The sequence below is a fragment of the Vibrio sp. MM46 genome (assembly GCF_027587135.1).
GTDB classification, from domain to species: domain Bacteria; phylum Pseudomonadota; class Gammaproteobacteria; order Enterobacterales; family Vibrionaceae; genus Vibrio; species Vibrio harveyi.
Genome location: NZ_JAPPTO010000002.1, coordinates 383,871 through 404,751, shown reverse-complemented (window position 1 = coordinate 404,751; position 20,881 = coordinate 383,871). Strand labels below are relative to the sequence as shown.

General features: G+C 46.1%; 14 protein-coding genes. 3 read left to right on the top strand and 11 right to left on the bottom strand.

Translation table 11 applies throughout. From position 1 onward, the window contains the following. Window positions 1-25 precede the first annotated feature (25 nt). From fabV to OH459_RS03755, 8 genes are all read right to left on the bottom strand, one after another. Window positions 26-1,228 (bottom strand): enoyl-ACP reductase FabV, encoded by a 1,203-nt coding sequence (gene fabV, locus OH459_RS03790; protein ID WP_269985737.1) that lies wholly within the window; start codon window positions 1,226-1,228, stop codon window positions 26-28. A gap of 178 nt (window positions 1,229-1,406) precedes the next feature. After that, a complete protein-coding gene (locus OH459_RS03785; protein ID WP_009698128.1) occupies window positions 1,407-3,692 on the bottom strand; it encodes an acyl-CoA dehydrogenase in 2,286 nt (761 codons plus the stop codon). Between the two features lie 68 nt (window positions 3,693-3,760). Further along, window positions 3,761-4,387 (bottom strand): TetR/AcrR family transcriptional regulator, encoded by a 627-nt coding sequence (locus OH459_RS03780; RefSeq protein WP_005444555.1) that lies wholly within the window; start codon window positions 4,385-4,387, stop codon window positions 3,761-3,763. A 458-nt stretch (window positions 4,388-4,845) separates the two neighbouring features. Continuing rightward, window positions 4,846-6,021: a Na+/H+ antiporter NhaA gene (gene nhaA, locus OH459_RS03775; protein ID WP_005444559.1), complete on the bottom strand. Its 1,176-nt coding sequence runs from the start codon at window positions 6,019-6,021 to the stop codon at window positions 4,846-4,848. 331 nt (window positions 6,022-6,352) lie between these two features. After that, window positions 6,353-7,477, bottom strand: coding sequence for a lipocalin-like domain-containing protein (locus OH459_RS03770; protein WP_005450604.1), 1,125 nt, complete (start codon window positions 7,475-7,477; stop codon window positions 6,353-6,355). Next, window positions 7,477-9,930: an ABC transporter permease gene (locus OH459_RS03765; RefSeq protein ID WP_009698130.1), complete on the bottom strand. Its 2,454-nt coding sequence runs from the start codon at window positions 9,928-9,930 to the stop codon at window positions 7,477-7,479. The genes OH459_RS03770 and OH459_RS03765 overlap by 1 nt, the downstream gene beginning before the upstream one ends. Next, window positions 9,911-10,582 (bottom strand): ABC transporter ATP-binding protein, encoded by a 672-nt coding sequence (locus OH459_RS03760; protein WP_005428554.1) that lies wholly within the window; start codon window positions 10,580-10,582, stop codon window positions 9,911-9,913. The genes OH459_RS03765 and OH459_RS03760 overlap by 20 nt, the downstream gene beginning before the upstream one ends. A gap of 129 nt (window positions 10,583-10,711) precedes the next feature. After that, window positions 10,712-12,088, bottom strand: coding sequence for an MATE family efflux transporter (locus OH459_RS03755; RefSeq protein ID WP_269985729.1), 1,377 nt, complete (start codon window positions 12,086-12,088; stop codon window positions 10,712-10,714). Between the two features lie 95 nt (window positions 12,089-12,183). Between OH459_RS03755 and OH459_RS03750 the strand changes: the two genes are divergently transcribed. Continuing rightward, on the top strand, window positions 12,184-13,644 hold the full coding sequence (locus OH459_RS03750) for a DUF2867 domain-containing protein (RefSeq protein WP_269985727.1): 1,461 nt from the start codon (window positions 12,184-12,186) through the stop codon (window positions 13,642-13,644). Here OH459_RS03750 and OH459_RS03745 read toward each other — a convergent pair. Beyond that, the gene (locus tag OH459_RS03745; protein WP_269985725.1) at window positions 13,641-14,702 is read right to left on the bottom strand and encodes a LacI family DNA-binding transcriptional regulator; all 1,062 of its coding nucleotides are present in this window, start codon (window positions 14,700-14,702) and stop codon (window positions 13,641-13,643) included. The two genes, OH459_RS03750 and OH459_RS03745, sit on opposite strands and share 4 nt — an antisense overlap. Before the next feature lie 232 nt (window positions 14,703-14,934). Here OH459_RS03745 and OH459_RS03740 point away from each other — a divergent pair, with 232 nt between their 5' ends. Beyond that, the gene (locus OH459_RS03740) at window positions 14,935-17,037 is read left to right on the top strand and encodes an alpha-galactosidase (RefSeq protein ID WP_269985723.1); all 2,103 of its coding nucleotides are present in this window, start codon (window positions 14,935-14,937) and stop codon (window positions 17,035-17,037) included. Window positions 17,038-17,170: 133 nt separating this feature from the next. Then, the gene (locus OH459_RS03735) at window positions 17,171-18,892 is read left to right on the top strand and encodes a solute:sodium symporter family transporter (RefSeq protein ID WP_269985721.1); all 1,722 of its coding nucleotides are present in this window, start codon (window positions 17,171-17,173) and stop codon (window positions 18,890-18,892) included. Between the two features lie 71 nt (window positions 18,893-18,963). Here OH459_RS03735 and OH459_RS03730 read toward each other — a convergent pair whose 3' ends face one another. Together OH459_RS03730 and OH459_RS03725 are read right to left on the bottom strand one after the other, a co-directional pair. Continuing rightward, window positions 18,964-19,626: a DUF2913 family protein gene (locus OH459_RS03730; protein ID WP_269985719.1), complete on the bottom strand. Its 663-nt coding sequence runs from the start codon at window positions 19,624-19,626 to the stop codon at window positions 18,964-18,966. Beyond that, window positions 19,626-20,828 carry a Bcr/CflA family multidrug efflux MFS transporter gene (locus OH459_RS03725; protein WP_005450614.1) on the bottom strand — a complete coding sequence of 401 codons (1,203 nt, stop codon included), beginning with the start codon at window positions 20,826-20,828 and terminating at the stop codon, window positions 19,626-19,628. Before OH459_RS03725 ends, OH459_RS03730 begins: the two co-directional genes overlap by 1 nt. Window positions 20,829-20,881 lie beyond the last annotated feature (53 nt).

Below are 20,881 nucleotides of genomic sequence, written 5' to 3'. Positions count from 1 at the left end.
GCCTTTTTAATACCGTTAGAAACGATTAGATTTGAGTGAAATCTGTTTCTACTGCTGGGTTAACGTCTGCTTCGTATTCCACACCGTCAACACCAAAGCCAAATAGCTTCAAGAACTCTTCTTTGTACTCAACGTAGTCAGTCAGCTCTTTTAGGTTTTCAGAGGTAATTTGTGGCCATAGATCTCGGCAGTGTTGCTGGATATCTTCACGTAGTTCCCAGTCATCCAGACGCAGACGGTTTACTTCATCTACTTCTGCTGCGCTGCCGTCTTCTTTGTAAAGACGTTGGCTGAACATACGGAAGATTTGCTCCATACAACCTTCGTGTACGCCTTCTTCACGCATTTTCTTGAACACCATCGCGATGTAAAGAGGCATGACAGGAATTGCAGAACTTGCTTGAGTCACAACAGACTTAAGTACCGCTACGTTTGCGCTACCGCCAGTTGTTGATAGTTTCTCGTTAAGTGCTGCTGCTGCGCGGTCTAGGTCCATTTTCGCTTTACCTAGAGCACCATCCCAGTAGATCGGCCAAGTAAGCTCTGTACCGATGTAGCTGTACGCCACAGTTTTGCAGCCATCTGCTAGAACGCCAGCTTCTGATAGTGCATTAATCCATAGTTCCCAGTCTTCACCGCCCATTACGGTTACTGTGTCTTGGATTTCTTGCTCAGTAGCAGGCTCTACGCTTGCTTCGATGATTACGTCTTTGTTGGTATCAACAGCAGTCGACGTGTAAGTTTCACCGATAGGCTTAAGTGCTGAACGGATCAGTTCACCCGTTTCTGGCATTTTACGTACTGGAGAAGCCAGTGAGTAAACCACCATATCCACCTGACCAAGGTCTTCTTTGATCAGATCGATTGTTTTCTGTTTTGCTTCATTTGAGAAAGCGTCGCCGTTTAGGCTTTTCGCGTACAGACCCTCTTCACGAGCTAGCTTCTCGAAAGCAGCCGCATTGTAAAAACCTGCTGTACCTGGCTTCTTCTCTGTGCCTTCTTTTTCGAAGAAAACACCAATAGTTGAAGCGCCGCCACCAAATGCCGCAGCGATACGAGAAGATAGACCGTAGCCACTTGATGCACCCACAACAAGAACGCGTTTTGGCGCGTTTTTAATTGGACCTTGCGCTTTAGTGTAAGCAATTTGTTCTTTTACGTTAGCTTCACAACCCACTGGGTGCGTAGTAGTACAGATAAATCCACGAATTCTAGGTTTGATGATCATATTCAACTTCCTTTAAAAAACGTTGCTAGGATAAAAGGTTCAGCCCTACTTCGCACCTAATTTCTGTAAAAATGCTGCGAAAATGCAAGTGGTTGGAGCACTCAACAAAAAAGCTATAGGCTCAAACACGAAAAAGCACCTCAATTGAGGTGCTTTTCTTATTTTATACGCGGTCGTATTACGCTGCCGAGTTCAAATGCGATTTTTTGCTTGGTGCATTAGTACGAACTTCTGAAAAGTCGTGGCTAAAATGGTCGACTTGAATCGCTTTATAGCGCAGTTTGTCTGCTGCCATAATTTGATCAATTTCTTGCTCAGTAAGTACGTCCGCTTCGAATGCTTGTTGTAGACGGTCATGCAATAAACCTTTACGCGCTACCTTGCCATCTTTCGCTGCTTTCATCAGTTTGCGTTCAAGAGGCTTCACGTCGTACATCGCAAGGAACGCTCGTTCCATGAGCCCTACGCTATCATCCTCTGATTGACCGATGTAGCATAAGCTCGTCATTCGGTCACGTTGAGCTCCAGGCGTCATCATTGCCTCAGCAAGGCTCACACAGAGCTCATCGCTTGGAGCTTTGAAGTGATTACCCAATGGGAACAACAGACCTTTCAGAACGCCACCGACGTATTTCACTGGGAAGTTTGAATACGCTTCATTAAGCGACTTCGATGCGTTGTACAAACAGTGCTGAACGGCATAGTGCACAAAGTTCAAATCACCTTGTTGACGACCTTCATCTTCGTACTTCTTAAGTGCAGCGGACGCCATGTACAAGTAACTCAAACCATCACCGAGGCGTGCAGAGATCATTTCTTTACGCTTCAGATCGCCACCTAGAGTTAACATTGCAAAGTCTGCGCTCACTGCAAGTGCGCGGCTTAAGCGCGTGATGTCTTTATAGTATTGCTGCGTAGGACCGCTCATGTGCGCTTTAACAAAGCGAGAACCTGTCAATGCCGCGCCAAGAGCACCAAAAGTATTACCCATCGCATGTTTAATATGTTTGAACAACAATTCGTCAAACTCTTTTGCGCCTTCTTTTACATCTGGGTTTGCTGCTGCTTCCATTTCTTTCAAAACATATGGATGACAACGTGTCGCACCTTGACCGAAGATCATCAAGTTGCGAGTCAGGATATTTGCACCTTCAACGGTAATCGCAACGGGAATACCCAAATAGTGCTTAGCTAGGTAATTCATTGGGCCATCTTGAATTGCACGTCCTGCATGAATATCGAAAGAGTCGTTCAGGATAGTACGAGCCATTTCGGTCATGTGGTATTTGGCAATTGCGGTCACGATGCCCGGCTTCTCCTTCATATCCAGAGAAGTGGTTGTCAGCGTTCGTGTCGCTTCCAACAGGTAAGTTAAACCACCAATGCGACCCATCGCTTCTGCCACACCTTCAAACTTACCAATCGACATACCAAACTGCTTACGAACATATGCATAAGCACCGGTTGTACGCGTTGTAAGGTGACCAATCGCGGTGCCAAGTGCAGGAAGAGAGATACCACGACCAGCCGATAGACATTCCACCAACATACGCCAGCCTTTACCTGCGTATTCGGAACCACCAATCAACCATTCCATTGGAATGAATACATCATTACCGCGTGTTGGACCGTTCATGAATGCAGACCCTAGTGGGTCGTGACGCTCACCGATCTCCACACCTTCATGATCTGCTGGGATAAGTGCACAAGTAATGCCCACGTCTTTTTTGTCGCCAAGTAGACCATCAGGATCTTGAAGCTTAAATGCCAACCCAAGAACTGTTGCTACTGGCGCTAGAGTGATATAACGCTTATTCCAGCTAACACGGATACCAAGAACTTCTTCACCTTCGTGAGTTCCGTAACACACTACGCCTTGATCTGGAATGCCACCGGCATCAGAGCCCGCTTCTGGACCTGTAAGGGCGAAACACGGAATGTCCGTACCATCTGCTAAACGCGGCAACCAATAATCTTTCTGTTCTTGAGTACCATAGTGAGACAGCAACTCACCAGGTCCCAGAGAGTTTGGAACCATCACTGATACCGCAGCACTGATACTACGTGTTGCGATGCGAGAAACGATGGTCGAGTTAGCCAGTGCTGAGAACTCACGACCGCCATACTCTTTTGAAATGATTAACGAGAAGAAACGCTCTTTGCGCAAGTATTCCCATACTTCAGGCGAAAGATCTCTGTCTTCCTTAACGATCTTTTGATCATCAAGCATTTCAAGCAATGTTTCGAGTTCATTGTCCATGAAAGCTTGTTCTTCAGAAGAAAGCGCAGGTTTTGGATAATGATGTAACGTCGTAAAGTTAGGTTTGCCTGAGAACAGCTCAGCATCCCACCATACGCTACCCGCTTCCATCGCTTCTTTTTCCGTGCTCGACAATGGAGGGAGTACTTTCTTAAACATTTTGAATGCTGGGTCACTAATCCATTTTCTTCGTAGAGAGCTCATAGTTCAGATCCTTTTGTTCACGTCACCGCTCGCGGCTTTAACTTATTTTATTATTGATTTAATTTTGTTTACTTGGCTGACATACCTGCCGACAAGTATGGAATCAGAAGATCAACGACAGACTTTGCATCGACCTCTTTTTCAAACTTACTTTCTGCAATCTCGGTTAACGCTTGGCTTGATGCCATAGTGAAAACACAAGTGCCTAGTGTGAAGTGCAATCGCCAGAACAACTGTTCTTCCGTCAATTCCGAATTTGCTTTCATGATGGAAAACATAAACAGCTTTAGCACTTCCTCATATCTTGTACTAATAAACCAACGTAAATGACCTTGGACATCGGTATATCCACGACCAATTAGCAACATAAATAACGCAGTACCATTCGGACGCACATCATTCAGTGCTCTTAGAGGCAAACGTAGCGATTCAAACACTTCATCCATGTTGTAATCATCGCGCGTGTTTAACTCGATCAAAGACGTCTTAATATTTGGCATTAGCGCTTCTAGGTATCGGTCTAATACTGCCCTCACCAGCGTTTTCTTATCGCCAAAGTGGTAGTTAACCGAAGCTAGGTTGACATTCGCCTTACCAGTAATGGTTCGTAGTGATGTGTCATTGAAGCCGTATTCTGCAAATAGTCCTTCTGCTACATCGAGTATTTTTTCTTTAGTTGTACTTCTCGGGGCCATTTCAATCACTCGTATTAAACAACTGTTTGAAATATACTCCCGAAACCTGAGATTAACAAATGATTAACATCACATTTTCAAGCATTGGTCTGACCAGACAAAAGAAGTGCGAACTTAACGGAATGAATTTAAAGCGAATATTGTTTTGTGAAAAAAAATTCTAAAAAAAATGGAACTGTTTGGAATTGTCTCGGTCTGAATTACTGTAACAACTAGGGCATTTAAAGTTTCACAGGCCGTCAAACTTGTTTCTATCTAGTTGCTACATTGCTGCTTTTTCTTATTAACTCCTATGTTTGTATCCGCCCAGACAATTTTTCGTCTGGGCTTTTTTTCGTCTGTCATTTGAGTTTGCCGCCTTCACTTAACCTTGTATTACGTTGAACAAACTTCACCGATCCTCGGATACAAAAAAGCCCCCCTGTCGGGAGGCTTTCGTTAAATTATTCTATCTTAGCTTACGCTTTTTTCTCGCTTGCGACTTCTTCAGCCGCTTTCTTTGGCAAGGAGAAGTGCAGTAGTGCGTAACCAATTACAGCAGCTGTCGTTGAGCCCATCAGGATACCTAGTCGAGCGTAAGTATCAAATTCTGGACTTACATTGCCAAACGCAAGTGACGAGATGAAGATCGACATGGTGAAGCCGATACCACACAACACGGACACAGCGAAAATATGTACAAAGTTCACACCTTCTGGCAGCTTAGCCACGCCCATTTTCACTGCAGCCCAGCTAAATGTGAAGATACCAAGTGGTTTACCAACCAAAAGACCCAGCGCAATACCCAGAGGCAACATTGAAGTCAGACCTGACATCGATACGCCTTCTAGTGAGATACCTGCATTTGCAAAAGCAAACAGAGGAAGAATGCCGAATGCTACGTATGGGTGAAGTGCGTGCTCCATGTGTTTCAGTGGAGAGTGCTCGCCCTTCTTGCCTTTAAGTGGGATAGCGAAGCCGATAACCACACCTGCAAGTGTTGCGTGAACACCAGATTTAAGTACGGCAAACCATAGTATCGCACCGACAATCATATAAGGTGTTAGCTTGGTGACCTCTTTTGCGTTCAGCATGAACAAGACACCCGTCATGATGAAGCCGACAATCAATGCCATCGTAGATAGGTCGCCAGTGTAGAACAGCGCAATAATCACAACCACACCAAGGTCATCAATGATCGCCAACGCAAGTAGGAAAACCTTCAAGCTGATAGGAACACGCTTACCAAGAAGCGCCATGATACCTAGAGCGAACGCAATGTCTGTTGCCGCAGGAATTGCCCAGCCAGAAATCGCTTCTGCATCACCTGCGTTGAAAGCAACGTAGATAAGTGCCGGAGCTAACATACCACCTACCGCTGCAATTGCAGGGAAGATTGCGGTTTCTTTTGATTTAAGTGCGCCTTCAAGCAGCTCACGCTTTACTTCAAGACCGATTAATAGGAAGAACACAGCCATCAGGCCATCGTTGATCCAGTGAGACACTGACATACCAAATACATAAGTATGCAGCATTGCTTGATAACTTTCGCCAAGCGGTGAGTTTGCAATGGTCATAGCGATTGCTGCTGCAATCACAAGAAGGATACCGCCTGCGGATTCCATTTTGAAAAAGTCACGAATGACATCGTTCATGGTTTCGCCCTTATATTTATTATCTTAATAAACGATTAACAAAGAATGATGAGAGTGTATAGCTGCTGAAAATTTTAGAATAATCGCTTGTTTAGAGTTTAAACTTCGATTTTTCCGATGTTTCATTTACGAAACATCGTATTTTTCAACAAGAACATAATTATTTACAAGACCTGCCTATCTCCTTATAAGCTCAATCTATTCACATAGACTACTATTAAGTTAGTATAATATCTGACTAATTTTCGTGATTAACGTGCGGTTTTACACCGAAAACTGCGTGTTTCAGTAACAAAAAAGCCACCCTTGTTGGGTGGCTTTTTCGTTGTTTCTAGTAACCGGTGAGTTGCATAAAACCCCAGGCTTCATTGGAACCCGATGCGAGTATCGGTCCTTCCCAATATGGAATCACAAAAGGAAGCCACATGTCCGATTTTATGATCCGTGTCGTTAAATTGATGTTTTGCCCGGGGACATTGATGATCCACTGAAGCGGTAGCCTTCTTCCATTAGACAAGTTAGTGACGTGCAGTGGCGTCATCGTCAGCTCTTTTTCTGTTAGGTTTATCACCTTGCCAGAACGCGTTGATAGTGTGCCGAATAAATGAGGAACCTGACCATTATGACGATAACGACTCACTGTAAGCGCTCGTCCATCATCAAGGTTAAACACAAACCAATCCCAACCTTGCTGCCCTTCGCCAATCAGACCACTTCCCCACTCCTTCTGTGTCCATCCAGAGCCTGATACCGGGATTTCACGTCCATTAAGGGTAAGGGTACCTTTGACATTGAGAAACGGCGCACTGAAGCTAAAAGACGCGATAGATTGCAGCGCATGTTTAACTTGGAACCCTTTGTCACCATTAACAACAAAAGGACCGCTCGTTGTAGTATTTAAGTCAATTGCAAACGTATCGGTCGAGACATCAAGATTTCCTGGGAATGGTGTGGAGCCAAGCGCACGCCAAGTCCAGTTGTCAATCCATAAACGGAAAGGACGATTCGTCATGCCCGCCTGCCCAATCCCTCCACGAGCGACACGCTGCTCTTTCCAAACATGCGAGCCAGAACTGACGACAATATGAGAGATAAACAATTGTGGGTTTTGCCAACCTCGAGTATCACGCTCGTCGGTAGCAACGCGGAAATAACTCCATTGAATGTTGTAAACCTTGCCGTGCTTGTCTTGCACCTTCGCAAAGTAGTTCCACCATTCATGTTGGTAATCTGGATGAAAACGGAAATCATGCGGCAGCGAAACGTGCTCATTTGGTAGAACTGGCTCGAAGATAGTCTTACTTTCGCGCTTTAATACATCGCTGATTTCACTTTGTTCAGTTGCTGTCGCTTCTGCCCAATACGTAAAATAAAGAGTCATGCCCGCGAGGGTGACAAATACGACAAACACTAATGCAGAAAGAGATAGCAGCTTTTTGAGTTTCATGTTTTTCACTACAGCGCATCCCTCAATGACTTCATTGGCGTGCTCTTAATCATCCTGATAACAGGTAAAGCTCCTGCTATCATGATCGCCAACATTGCCCAAGCGATCGTTTGAGCGTATTCCCAAGGAATCGTCTGTAACTCTAGCGACCAACCAAATGATTGTTTAATGATGATATCAACGATCAAGTGTGCCAATGCTAAACCAAGTGGGACCGCAATGATGGCTGAGATGGTACCGAAGACAAATAGCTGTAAACCACCCAACATGACTAGTTCTTTGCCTGATACACCCATACACCGCAGTAGTGAGAAGTGTCTTTGCCGAGAAAGTTCTCCCGCAAGTGTTGCAAAGAACAAACCAAATACCGCAATGATCAGAGTGATGTTGCCCAAGGTGCCTGCAATAGCAAAGGTATGGTCAAACACACGCATAGCTTGGTTGTAGATATTGTTGTTATCAAAGACTCGGTCTTGGGACAAACGGAATACGTTCTCTAATCTACGCTTCAAGCCTTCGCCATTGACATTATCTTCCAGTAAAACACCAAGTCCAACATTACCAGAGCCCGCAAACGCATACAGCCAATTACGATGAGACATCATGATTTGGTTATATGGGTTGCCATAGTCGTAGTACACGCCAACCACTTGCCAACCTCCCCCTAAGGGAGGTTGAAGGTCGATATAGTCGCCAGGGCGAATGTCGAGCTTCAAAGCCATGGATTCACTTACCATCAAACTCTTAGAATGGTGCAAGTGATACCAGTAATTTGGAACGCCTAGTTTCACCGTAAGAGAGTCCAACTCTCCTTCTGAAGAACCCGTGCTCACCACTTGTAATGCACCGCGCTCAGTAGGGACATCTTTTTCCCAACGCCACCAAACAGCATCCACTTCGGGTTGCTCTTTTAACCAAGCACTCATGCGTGCTGCTGAGTTATTAGTTGGGTAAATATAGATATCAGCCGCAAGGCGTTGGCTCAGCCACTTATCCGTTGTATCACGGAAGCTGCCCACCATGGTCTCCACGCCAATGTTCGCTGCCAATGCGAGCATAAATGCCATGGTTGCTACACCACGGTAACTCATACTTGCTGCAGCATCGGCAAAGAACCAACGTACACGAACCCAACGCAGTGAGTAAGAGAAGCTTTGGAACATATGCCACATCAAAAACGGCATAAACAACGCCACACTGATCAGCATGAGTGCGATAATCGCAAATCCCGACTCTTGAGTTTTTGGCGCTTGATAGACGGCAACTGCAGCTACACAGAACGCACACGCCGCGAAAGCCTGCCAAGAGAACTCTCGCCCAGCAAAACGCATCAGAGACAACCGAGAAGAAAGTCGAATCGGTTGTGACTTTAACAAGCGAATCAGCGGCCACAGACACGAAATCAAAGCGCCCATCGCTGACATTGCCAAACTGTACAGGCTCGACTCCCATGACCAGCCAATCGTCAAACCGACGTTTGCGTCATAAAGATCGCTCAAGCTTGAAGAGACAGCAGGGATAAGCTCATTTGCCAAAATAAGACCAAAGAAGTTACCACACGCCCAAGCAACAAGAACAAGGATGGTCAGTTCAAGCATGAGCGCTTGCGCCAATTGCATGCCATTCACCCCCGTTTGACGGAGGATACCAACCAAGCGCTGACGTTGAATAAAAGACAACGACATTGCTTGATAGAAGATGAATAAGCCAACTAAGAACGACAACATACCCATCGCCGTTAAGTTCATGTGGAATGCTTTTGTCAGTGACTCTAATTCGGAGCGGCTGTTACGCACCAGTGTCATACCGTTTGGCAGCATATTTTTTAGTGCCAACATTTTCTCTTCGGACATTTCACCACAAGCAATAGCGGACAAACCGGAGCTGCGCTTAAGCATACGAAGAAGAGAAATATCGGTAACGAGGCGAGTGCCAGAGAGTAAGTTGTCCGTATCGACTTTTAGCGGTCCAAGTCGACTGCCATCATTGAGCTCAATAAAGTCGCCATCATTCCATTGCATGTGTGCAGCCAGATCTTGGCTAGCAAGGATAGGATACGGAGGCTTCATTAAAGACAACATAGGAAGGTCTTTAAGTGATTTACCTTGGTGAAGCGGCAACAGCGCTACAGGATCAACGCCTACTAGCATCAGGCTTAAGTCGGCTTTCGTATCGAGATGAAGAATATCAAAAGGCGCACATTGGTTGAAACCAGCGCGGCGTAATTGAATATAAAAGCCCTGAGGAATTTTGTTAGCAGAATGCTTAGTACGAATACGGTAAGGCAAAGGGTTTGAAAAAAGTTTCTCACCGGTTTCGTAGCTCTGTTTAGCGTGTTGGTTAATAGAAGTCACACCGACAAGGAGGGACACCCCGAGGGTTAAACCAAGCCAAACAAGAATGATTTGAAGTGGATAGCGACGGTAATGACCGAGTAGTGCCTTAACTACGGGCCATAACATGTAGCTGTCCTCCTTGAAGACGGATTCGACCTTCCATGTGTTCTGCCACTTTTTCACTGTGCGTCACCAGCAGCAAAGTACACTCTAACTGGCGAGCAAGACTCGTTAGCAAACGCATTACCGCTTCAGCATTACGCTCATCCAAACTACCAGTTGGCTCATCGGCAAGCAGGATTTTCGGTTCCATGTACAAAGCACGAGCAATCGCTGCACGTTGTTGCTGACCACCAGAGACTTCTTCAGGGTAACGACCTAAAAGCGGCATAAGGTCTAGAGCTGAAAGAATTTGACGCCACAAGCCTTTATCTTCTGGTAAGCCTTTTAATTGGCGACAAAAACGGATGTTGTCAGCGATGTTCAAAGTAGGAAGTAGGTTAAACTGCTGGAAGATATTACCAATATTGTTGCGGCGGTATAGAGTTCTTAAGTGCTCTGGAGCGCTGTGCATGGCGAAGCTTGGGTACTGGATCTCGCCAGAATCTGCGGTATCAAGACCAGCTATCAAGTTAAGTAAGGTACTTTTACCTGAGCCACTTTCCCCCATTAATGCAACTTGTTCACCTTGTTGTAATGTTAATTCTGCCCCTTGTAGTACAGGATGAAATTCTCCCCCGTCTACATAGCCTTTACATAGGTCTGACAGTTTTAACATTGATTTTGCCGCTCAAATGGTGTTTGAAAATTGGAATCAGAATCTACACTAAAATCCTGTTGGTAGGAAGTATTTTGAATAGTTGATCACACTATCAGAGTACAAATGCAACTTGTCTCGCGACACCATTCAAGCTTCGATCAAATTTTTCATCCATTTCTTGCTCGCCATGCGGTGTAGACATGTTCCCCACTTCACCACTTCTTCGGTCAAAAACAGCAAATAAACCCACTGAGGCTCAAAACCAAGATAAATTGCACCAAAAGCAGCAAGAGGGATACTGATCACCCATTGCGCGATTAGATCTTGGTATAAACAGAACTTCACATCCCCACCAGCACGAAGTACACCAACAATAGCCATCATAGGTACAGAGCGAAGAACCACACCGATCGCAAGAATCACCATAAACTGTTCAGCTAGGTGGCGCGTTTCTGGCGTTAGAGCACTAAAGGCATCGAGAATAAGTTGGTTTGAGAGCAGAAGTAAAATCGCGACAACAACAGCTATCAACACATTGAGAATCACGGTTGCCCACGCTTGGTAGTAAACCGGACCAAAGTTCTTTGCGCCTAATTGATTACCCACCAATACCGCAGCAGCGTTAGATGAACCAATCATCATAGCAAGAGCAATCGACTCTACGGGCGTCATTACTGACAATGCCGCTAAGCCTTGCACGCCTGCTTGTCCCATAATCGCGTGATAAGCAAACAAGCCGCCCGCCCATGCTAGGAAGTTAAATGTTGTCGGAAGGGAAAGTTTTAAGAAACGGGTGATTTTATCCAACACTAAGCTGGCACGAATGTCATCCAAGCCAAAAGCAATGATGTGCTTTTTAAACCACAGATAACTGAATAAACAGGTTACTTCAATTGCGCCACTGATGACCGTCGCAATGGCAGCCCCTTTAATCCCCATCGCAGGAAAGCCAAATTGCCCAAAAATAAGCACCCAGTTAAGAGAAATATTAGACAGAATGCCGATGCCGCTAAAAAACGTACTTAACCCCGGTTGATGCATGGCGCGTAGACCCACCGCCATACTGGCAACACAAGCCACGGCAAACATGCTGACCGATGAGATCACCAGATAATCGGCACCAAGACGAATCACTTCTTCTGAATCTGTTGTCAGACGCATAATGGGCTCGGGGAACAACACAAATAACACGACAGTGAAAGCCGCGAATACCATGGAGATCATCCAAGTGAGTGAAGTACTCTGGCGCACCCCCACTTTATCGCCCGCCCCCCAATATTGCGCCGTTAACAAGGCACCACCAGTTGTTACGCCAAGCAACATAATTGTAGTAACAAAGGTCGCTCTAGCTGCAACACCCACAGCCGCAATTTCTGCCTCGCCCAGCTGACCAAGCATCAACACATCTACTAAGCCACGGCTGGAGAACATCATACTCTGTAAAGTAATGGGTAATGCGATAGCAAATAGTCGACGTAAAAACGACTTATCAGCATGAGTAACCAATTGTGAGAAAAAAGTCATGCTCGCTCCGACGACAACTTATTGATAGAACGGGAAAAGTGTCTCATGATTATACCCAGTGGTGACTAATCCACCAGCAATAAAAAGGACTCAGAATGAAAAAGGTGTTGGTACTTGGGGCTTCAGGATACATTGGTTCACAGCTTCTTCCACAACTGCTTGATAAAGGTTACATTGTCACGGCAGCGGCGCGTCATATTGACTATTTAGAATCCCGAACTCAGCCACACCCTAATCTCACACTCACTTATTTAGACCTCGCCGAAGCAGAAGCGACGCTCGAAATCGTGAATGATTTTGATTTGGTGTTCTTCCTTGTGCACGGTATGGCGCAAGGTCACGACTTTGTTGAATACGAATTAAACCTCGCAGAGAACTTCAAAAATGCCCTTGAGAAAAGTCGTGTAGAACACGTTATTTACTTAAGTGCAATTCAGCCTCAGACTGGCAACTCTCAACATTTGGCAGCACGCAAAGCGACGGGAAAGATCATTCGCCAAGCCGGTGTGCCTGTTACTGAACTTAGAGCTGGCGTCATTATCGGTCCCGGTTCTGCGGCATTCGAGATCATGCGCGACTTTGTCTATAACCTGCCGATTCTAATTGCACCTAAATGGGTAGACTCCAAAGCCAACCCAATCGCCCTACCCAACCTCAATCACTATTTGCTTGAATTGGCAGAAACCAAACCAACAGAAAGTGAAATTTATGAAGTTGGTGGTCCAGATACACTAAGTTATCGCGATCAATTTGAAGTAATCTGTAAGGTCACTAAGAAACCTTACCGACTTTGGTCAACACCCCTGCTGACACCTAAAATGGCATCGTATTGGTTAGCTATTGTGACATCTGTCCCCGCAAGTATTGGTAAAGCGCTACTTGCAGGTTTGGAACACGATTACATTGCTGATACCAAAGCCATTCATGAGCGATTCCCTCAAGAGCTGATCAGCTATGAGCAGTCCGTTACAGACACCATAGCAACTGAAGGGACTTTTGTGCGCAGTAATGTTTGGGGATTTGAGCCTGCAGCACTCAAACGTTGGCAACCAGGCTACGGGTACTATCCAAAACAAGCGGGAGCTAACATCAAGACCAAAGCCTCTGCGGAATCACTTTGGAAAGTCGCGCAAAAGATCGGAAGCCCGGAAAAAGGCTATTACTTTGCCAATCTCCTTTGGCGAACCCGCGAGTGGCTCGATATCTTCTTTGGTGGTGGGAAACCTATTCGAGTTTCACCATCAGGACCAGAGCTTAAGGTGGGTGACTTCATTGATTCATGGAAAGTCATTCGCTGTGAAGAGAACCAGTTCCTCTCACTGTTCTTTGGCATGAAAGGACCGGGACTTGGTCGTTTGGAAATTACGATTAAAGACGATGGCGAAGAGCGTGAGTTCAACATTACCGCATGGTGGCACCCACAAGGCTTTCCGGGCTTACTTTACTGGTTTGCGATGATGCCCGCGCACCTATTTATCTTTAAAGGAATGGTGAAAGCCATCGCCAAAGAAGCAGAAGTGCAGGAAAGCCAAAGCAAAGTCCAACCTGACGGTTAAGGCAATAATCGGCGGATATTTTCTAGATGAGCAAGTATTTCTTGCTTGTCATAAAGTGTATCCGCCTTTGCTGATGTGCTTTGTCGTTCAACCAAGCTGACAGGCAATACTTCTGACACAACGCCTTGCCCTTTCTCCATCTGGCTCAGCACTAACTTGACCGCCCTTCGTCCAAGTTCGTTGAAATCTTGCTTAATCGTTGTCAGAGGGGGTGAGAAAAATTGGCTATCTTGAATGCCATCAAACCCAACCACAGACACGGTTTTAGGGACATTAATACCCGCCTCCGAAAGCGCACATAACACACCAAGCGCCATCTGATCATTTGCGACTAATACGGCATCAAAAGATACACCTTTTAACACGGCGTCTTTAACTGCGTTGTAGCCACTGGCTGCTTGCCAGTCCCCCTCATAGAATGCCGTTTGCATCAGTCCACGCTGCTGAATCTGTGACTGCCACTCTTGGTAACGAATCTGAGAAGCCGTGGATGCCTTTGGTCCAGAAATGCACACAAAAGATTCGCGTTTGTGCTCAATCAAATGGGAGATCGCCAAATTTGCCCCAGATTTATGATCACAACTGAGAGAATTAACGGGCGTCCCCTCGGGTACATCGATAAAAACCAGCGTGAGCTGACTGAACTGCTCCACTAGGGTCTCTGCCATCTCTCTGGTTACTGGGGCGTTGATGATAATGGCATCAACTTGTTGGGCAATGAGCTCTCGGATTGCAACACGGAATTCCTCAATGGAGTTGTCACCTAACACTGCCAGCGCCGTCGCGTAATCCATCTCATGCGCTTGGTTGCGCACGCCATTAGCAATAAGAGCCACACCGTGCAGTGAGATATCCAAAGAGACAATACCGATGATCCGCGACTTCGCTCGGCTCAACATTTGTGCCCCTTTGTTCGGCACGTATCCAAGCTTTTTGATTGCGTCGTTAACTCGCTTTCGTGTTTCTTCTGCGACGTTATCCGCGCCGTTGGTTACGCGCGATACGGTTTGCGTCGAAACACCTGCTAACCGTGCAACATCTTTAAACGTAACTGCCACTGCGTTCTCCTATTCTGATTTGCTGTTCACTCTACCAAATTTATTCGAATATTCTCGTGAACAATGTCGTAAAAAACATGAAAAAATGTTCCCGAAAACAGCAGATCTAGCACACAAAACCGCGTTCTAAAACCTGTTCAAAGTCACATTTAAACGGCTATTTAATCGAAATAAAACCAAACAAGCGCATGATTATTTGTAGATTAAATGTTTGCGAAAACAGAGAAACAACATGCAAAAAATTGTTCACTTAAAATCCAAGAATCACAGCATGATCATTAAAGTGGATCGTGTTCCTGAAATCCTTCATTGGGGCGCAAGAATCGCTCAGATCGATCCCGATTTAATGCTCTCAACCGAACGTCCTATCTCGCAGGCTCGTCTTGATGTCGACGTACCTTTATCACTCTGCCCTGAGCTGGGTAGTGGTCACTTTAATGCGCCTGGGATTGAGGGACATCGCAATGGCGAAGACTGGGCTCCCGTGTTCACAACCACATCCATAGAGCACGATGACAACAGCGCGACATTTACCCTGCAAGATGACATTGCCGGTCTTGAATTATTGATTGAGCTACAACTGGACTTTAACAGTGATGTGGTACAAAAACGCATCACCGTAACAAACACAACTGCCGGTGAGTATTGCTTGGGTAAGCTCTCCTCTACTCTGCCACTTCCTAACCATGCAAACGAGCTGATGACGTTCCACGGGCGTTGGTGTCATGAGTTTCAGACTCAGCGTCTGAGCTTTGAGCATGGTGGCTTTATGCAAGAAAACCGCCGCGGTCGCACCTCTCACGAAAACTTCCCAGGTTTGTTCGCGGGCACCAATGGCTTTAGTGAGCAATTGGGGCAAGTTTGGGGCTTCCACCTTGGTTGGAGTGGTAACCATCAACTGCGTGCCGATGTTCGTAGCGACGGTCGCCGTTTTGTTCAAGCAGGTGAACTACTGCTGTCTGGTGAAAAGCGCTTACAAAGCGGTGAAACCTACCAATCACCATGGCTTTACGCGACATACAGTAACTCGGGTTTGAATGGAATATCAGAGCGATTCCACGAGTTCGTTCGTGCCAATATTATTCAATTTCCAAACAACAAGCCTCGTCCTGTTCATTTAAACACGTGGGAAGGCATCTACTTCGATCATAAACCTGAATACATCATGCAGATGGCGACCGAAGCCGCCGAGATGGGTGTCGACCGCTTCATCATTGATGATGGTTGGTTCATTGGTCGTGATGGCGAACGCGCTGCACTCGGTGACTGGTACTTGGATGAAACAAAGTACCCAAATGGTCTTGAGCCTGTCATCGAGCACGTAAACAACAAAGGCATGGAGTTTGGTCTTTGGGTTGAGCCAGAGATGGTCAGCCAAGACTCAAATCTATATCGCCAACACCCAGATTGGGTATTGAGTCTGCAAGGCTACCACCAGCCCTCCGGTCGCTGGCAATACGTCTTGGATTTGCAAAACCAAGATTGCTTCAACTACCTGTTTGAACGTTTGAATGACTTACTGACTCGTTACAACATCGGCTACCTGAAATGGGACATGAACCGTGAATTGGTTCAACCGGGGCATCAAGGTAAACCTGCTGTGCATGGTCAAACTAAAGCGCTTTACCGCTTGCTGGACGAGCTTCAAGCAGCGCACCCTGCGGTTGAAATTGAGTCTTGCTCTTCGGGTGGTGGTCGTATTGATTTTGAAATCCTTAAACGCACTCACCGTTTCTGGGCTTCTGATTGTAACGATGCGCTGGAACGTCAAGCGATTCAACGTGGTATGAGCTACTTCTTCCCACCTGAAGTTATGGGCGCTCACATTGGTCCAGCAGAGTGTCACTCAACCAATCGTCGCCATGCGATCAACATGCGTGGCGTGACGGCGTTAAGTGGTCACATGGGTGTGGAGCTCGATCCAGTAAAAGAAAGCGCGGAAGAAAAACAAGCGTTTGCTCATTACATTCAACTGCACAAACAGTATCGCGATTTGCTGCATTCAGGACGTACTTTCCGCATCGATCCTGCCGATCAAAACCAGAACATCTATGGCGTTGAGAACGGGCAAGAAATGCTGATTACGGTGTGTCAGTTGGCAATGCCAAATCATGCGCTGCCATCTCCACTTCGCGTTAGCTGTGCGGATGAAAACGCCCGTTACGAAGTCAAGATTGTTGAAATGCCAAAAACCAGCTTCCAGTTGATGAAGCAACGTCCGCAATGGTTAGACAAAACCCTGGCACTAAGTGGCGATAACTTAAAGGAAATTGGGGTGACGCTTCCGATTCTCGACCCTGAATCGGCACTGATTGTACACCTTAAGAAAATTTAAACCTCTATCTGTGCCCTCTAGCGACCGGGTTTCAACTTCGCGTTGTTCCTGATAAAACACTCCTATACGCGCTAGAGGGACACCCTACAACTAACAAGCAAAACTTAATTGCTTAACTTGTTAAGGAAACAAAATGTCTATTACAGTATTACTTTCGTTCTTGCTGTTTACAGGCTTTGTTGTGGTGTTCACTTACAGCAAAGTTAAAAACGATAAAAACACCTCTCAAGACGGCTTCTTCCTTGGTGGACGAAGCTTAACAGGCGGGCTGATTGCCAGCTCTTTGATTCTTACCAACCTGAGTGCCACCAGCTTTGTTGGCATGAGCGCGCAATCCTACACCCACAACATGAGTGTGATGGGCTGGGAAGTGGCATCTGGCGTTACACTGGTTATCATTGCGCTGCTGCTTGTTCCTCGCTACCTCAAGCAAGGCATCACTACTATTCCAGACTTCTTAGAAAGCCGGTACGACATGTCAGTGAAGAAGTTCGTTACCCTGTTGTTCTTGTGCCAATACGTCATCAACATTCTTCCTACCACTCTTTACGCTGGCGCAGTGGTGCTGGGCGAAATCTTTGATGTGCAAGGTTTACTGGGCATTTCTGAGTTCAGCTCTATCGCCCTTATTTCTGCCACTATCGGTTTGCTGGGTTTCTTCTATGCGATTTACGGCGGTCTAAAAGCCGTGGTAATTGCAGACACAATCAACGGCGTAGGCTTGATCACCGGCGGTTTGATGATCCCTGTATTTGGTCTGATGGCATTAGGCGGCGGTAACTTTATGGAAGGTTTAGACGTATTGCTGACTGCCGCACCAGAAAAGCTGCAATCCGTAGGTAAAGAGACCGACCCACTGCCGTTCTCTACCCTGTTCACAGGTCTATTGCTGGTGAACTTGTACTACTGGGGTACTGACCAATCAATTATCCAACGTGCACTTGGCGCGAAAAACCTGAAAGAAGGTCAGAAAGGTGTGATTCTCGCGGGTGCGATTAAAGTTATCTCTCCACTTTTCCTAATCATTCCGGGCATCATTGCGTTCCATATGTTTGGCGCAGATGCGGGCAACCCAGACACGATGTACACACGCTTGGTGAACGAGGTATTGCCTAAGCCGCTTGTTGGTTTCTTTGTTGCGGTCATGTTCGGCGCAATCCTAAGTACCTTTAACGGTGTACTGAACAGCTCAACAACCTTGTTTGCTTTGAACGTTTACAAGCCACTATTTGGCAAAGATAAATCGGATGAGGAGTTGGTCGGGAAAGGTCGTATCTTCGGCGTTATCATTGCGATCATTTCGGTCTGTATTGCCCCTTTCATCATGTACGCACCAGAAGGCTTGTTCCAATACCTACAAATGGTTGCGGGCTTCTTTAGTGTGCCTATCTTCACCATCGTATTTGTAGGCTACATTTCCAAACGTGTACCGGCTATTGCTGCAAAAGTCGCGCTAACCGTATTTGTAAGCTCCTACGCAGCGATGCAATTGGTCTTTGGTACACCAATCCACTTCCTACACCAATTGGCGATTCTATTCGTCGTGTGTACTGCTCTGATGTTTGCGATTGGTCACTTCATGCCACGTGAAACAGACTACACAATGCCTGTAAATGAGAATATCGATGTGACGCCGTGGTCGTTCCGCTTTGAAGCATCAGCGGTCATCATCTACATGGTATTGGGGGCTTACGTGATGTTCTCGGACGCGGGCTTTGTGTCAAGCGATCCAACCATCATGCAAGTGTACGGCTTCTGTGGTCTCGTCTTGATGTTTGGTGTGGTTTCTAACTACTTCATCAAGCGTAGAAAGCATAAGCAAGTGACTAAACTGAATGACATGTACATGCCATAAATAAGATCGATAAGTCACGGATATAAAAAATCGGAGCACAGGCTCCGATTTTTTATGATGCGATAGATGAATTAGTCTGCTTTAAATGACAGTGGAATCTCTGCCAATTGATTGCCTTCGTTCGCAGGGAAGATAAGGTACTCACCGTGGTATTTCACCATCGATTTGTAGTCAGTGATCTTGTGCACCATGTAACCTGCTTGCGATGCTTTCTCAACGAACTCTGCGTGGTTACCGCGAACAAACCAACTCATCGGTTTTACCAACAGCTCACCATCAAAACAGCTTTCACACTGGTCAGCACATAAGGCTAGTGAGTTTTGACCTTCTGTGTAGATTTGTACTTTACCGCAACCAACTAACTGCTCAGAAGTTGACACTTCCCAGCCCGCTTGCTCCATCGCATCAAGAAACGCTTCAATGTCAGAATCTTTGATCACTTTAGGCTCTTCACCTTCAGGGAAAAACTGCGCGTAAAAGCCTGAGATGCGTTTAAAGATAAATAGCAAACCAGCATCGTTGCCTTTTGAGCGACCTGCTTTTTGCCAACGCGTTAGATCATCACCTACAGTGCGACCAAAACGCTGTGACTTCAGCGCCTTGGTTACCCAACGAACCAAGTAATGATTGTTCGCTACTGGTGCATTTGCCAATTTACCAGAGCGATGCTCTTGGTCTAAATCTGCCAAAGCAGCGTTAACTAAATTTTGAATTTCTTTGGTGTAATTAGACATTACGCCTTTCTTCCTAAAGTCCAATAAAACAGTGCAGACAGCACTGAACAAGCAAACATAACAACGATCATCGGCCACGCAACGCCACCGGGCATTGCTGCAACAAGCGCACCAATCAATGAACCTGTGCCAAAGCGCAGAGTACCAGCAAGTGAAGATGCAGTGCCTGCCATCGTTGGGTAGCCACTTAACAGCAGCGCCATCGAGTTACTACCAATCGTAGACAAGGTTCCGATAAACAGCACTACAAATGGCACGATGCCCCACAAACCAAGATCAAGCATCCAACCAGCAAACAGTCCAATACCAGCAATCAACTGGATGGTTAGACCGAAGCGCAGCATAAAATGGGAACCGACCTTTTTCACCATGCGACCATTGAGACTGGTCATGATGATCATTGCCACAATGTTCAAGCCAAATAGGTAACCAAATTGGTCTGGCCGAACACCGTATAAATCGATATATATAAATGAACCCGCAGTCAGGAATGCAAACATGCCTGAAAACGAGAACGCACCTGAGAGCATTAACCCTAACGCTTCAGGGTTAGAACACAGACGTGCATAGTTACGAATCGTGGTTCTGAATCTTAATGGCTGACGGTTTTCTGGTTTCAATGTCTCTGGAATCATCCATAGAACAAGCAAGATCACCACAACCGCGAAGATAGCGAGCACCCAAAAGATTGAACGCCAACCGAACCAGATCGCGAGGTGACCACCAATCATCGGTGCAACCAAAGGTGCAATCGTGATCACCAACGTCACGAATGACATTGCACGCGCAAAATCTTCACGGTCAAACATGTCTCGTACAACCGCTTGGATAATCACAGCCGCTGCCGCACCCGCAAAACCTTGTGCCGTACGCACATAAGTAAGCGCATCAATACCGTTAGTCGTTGCACTGACTACCGCTGCCAAACCAAAAAAGAGCACACCTAAAATGAGTACAGGTCGGCGACCATAGCTGTCGGCTAACGGACCATGAATCAGCTGACCTATTGCGAAGCCTGCTGTATAAGCCGTTAACGTAATCTGTACAGCACCTGCGGTTACACCAAGATCTTTAGCGATGGTTGGCATAGCCGGCAAATACATATCGATAGCAAGTGGCGTCAACGCACCAATTGCACCGAGTACAAGGAACAATAAAAAACTGATTTGTGACTGGGGAGCACTTTGGGCTTTTTCTGTCATTGCCTTACCTCTTGTTGTGTCCTCCCATCAACATTCCACATTGATTGAGATAG

Excerpts from the sequence above, each read along its gene's own strand:
- OH459_RS03725 (WP_005450614.1), bottom strand. The coding sequence starts at position 20,828 with ATGACAGAAAAAGCCCAAAGTGCTCCCCAGTCACAAATCAGTTTTTTA.
- fabV (WP_269985737.1), bottom strand. The coding sequence starts at position 1,228 with ATGATCATCAAACCTAGAATTCGTGGATTTATCTGTACTACTACGCAC.
- OH459_RS03780 (WP_005444555.1), bottom strand. The coding sequence starts at position 4,387 with ATGGCCCCGAGAAGTACAACTAAAGAAAAAATACTCGATGTAGCAGAA.
- OH459_RS03750 (WP_269985727.1), top strand. The coding sequence starts at position 12,184 with ATGAAAAAGGTGTTGGTACTTGGGGCTTCAGGATACATTGGTTCACAG.
- OH459_RS03765 (WP_009698130.1), bottom strand. The coding sequence starts at position 9,930 with ATGTTATGGCCCGTAGTTAAGGCACTACTCGGTCATTACCGTCGCTAT.
- nhaA (WP_005444559.1), bottom strand. The coding sequence starts at position 6,021 with ATGAACGATGTCATTCGTGACTTTTTCAAAATGGAATCCGCAGGCGGT.
- OH459_RS03740 (WP_269985723.1), top strand. The coding sequence starts at position 14,935 with ATGCAAAAAATTGTTCACTTAAAATCCAAGAATCACAGCATGATCATT.
- OH459_RS03735 (WP_269985721.1), top strand. The coding sequence starts at position 17,171 with ATGTCTATTACAGTATTACTTTCGTTCTTGCTGTTTACAGGCTTTGTT.
- OH459_RS03760 (WP_005428554.1), bottom strand. The coding sequence starts at position 10,582 with ATGTTAAAACTGTCAGACCTATGTAAAGGCTATGTAGACGGGGGAGAA.
- OH459_RS03730 (WP_269985719.1), bottom strand. The coding sequence starts at position 19,626 with ATGTCTAATTACACCAAAGAAATTCAAAATTTAGTTAACGCTGCTTTG.
- OH459_RS03755 (WP_269985729.1), bottom strand. The coding sequence starts at position 12,088 with ATGACTTTTTTCTCACAATTGGTTACTCATGCTGATAAGTCGTTTTTA.
- OH459_RS03785 (WP_009698128.1), bottom strand. The coding sequence starts at position 3,692 with ATGAGCTCTCTACGAAGAAAATGGATTAGTGACCCAGCATTCAAAATG.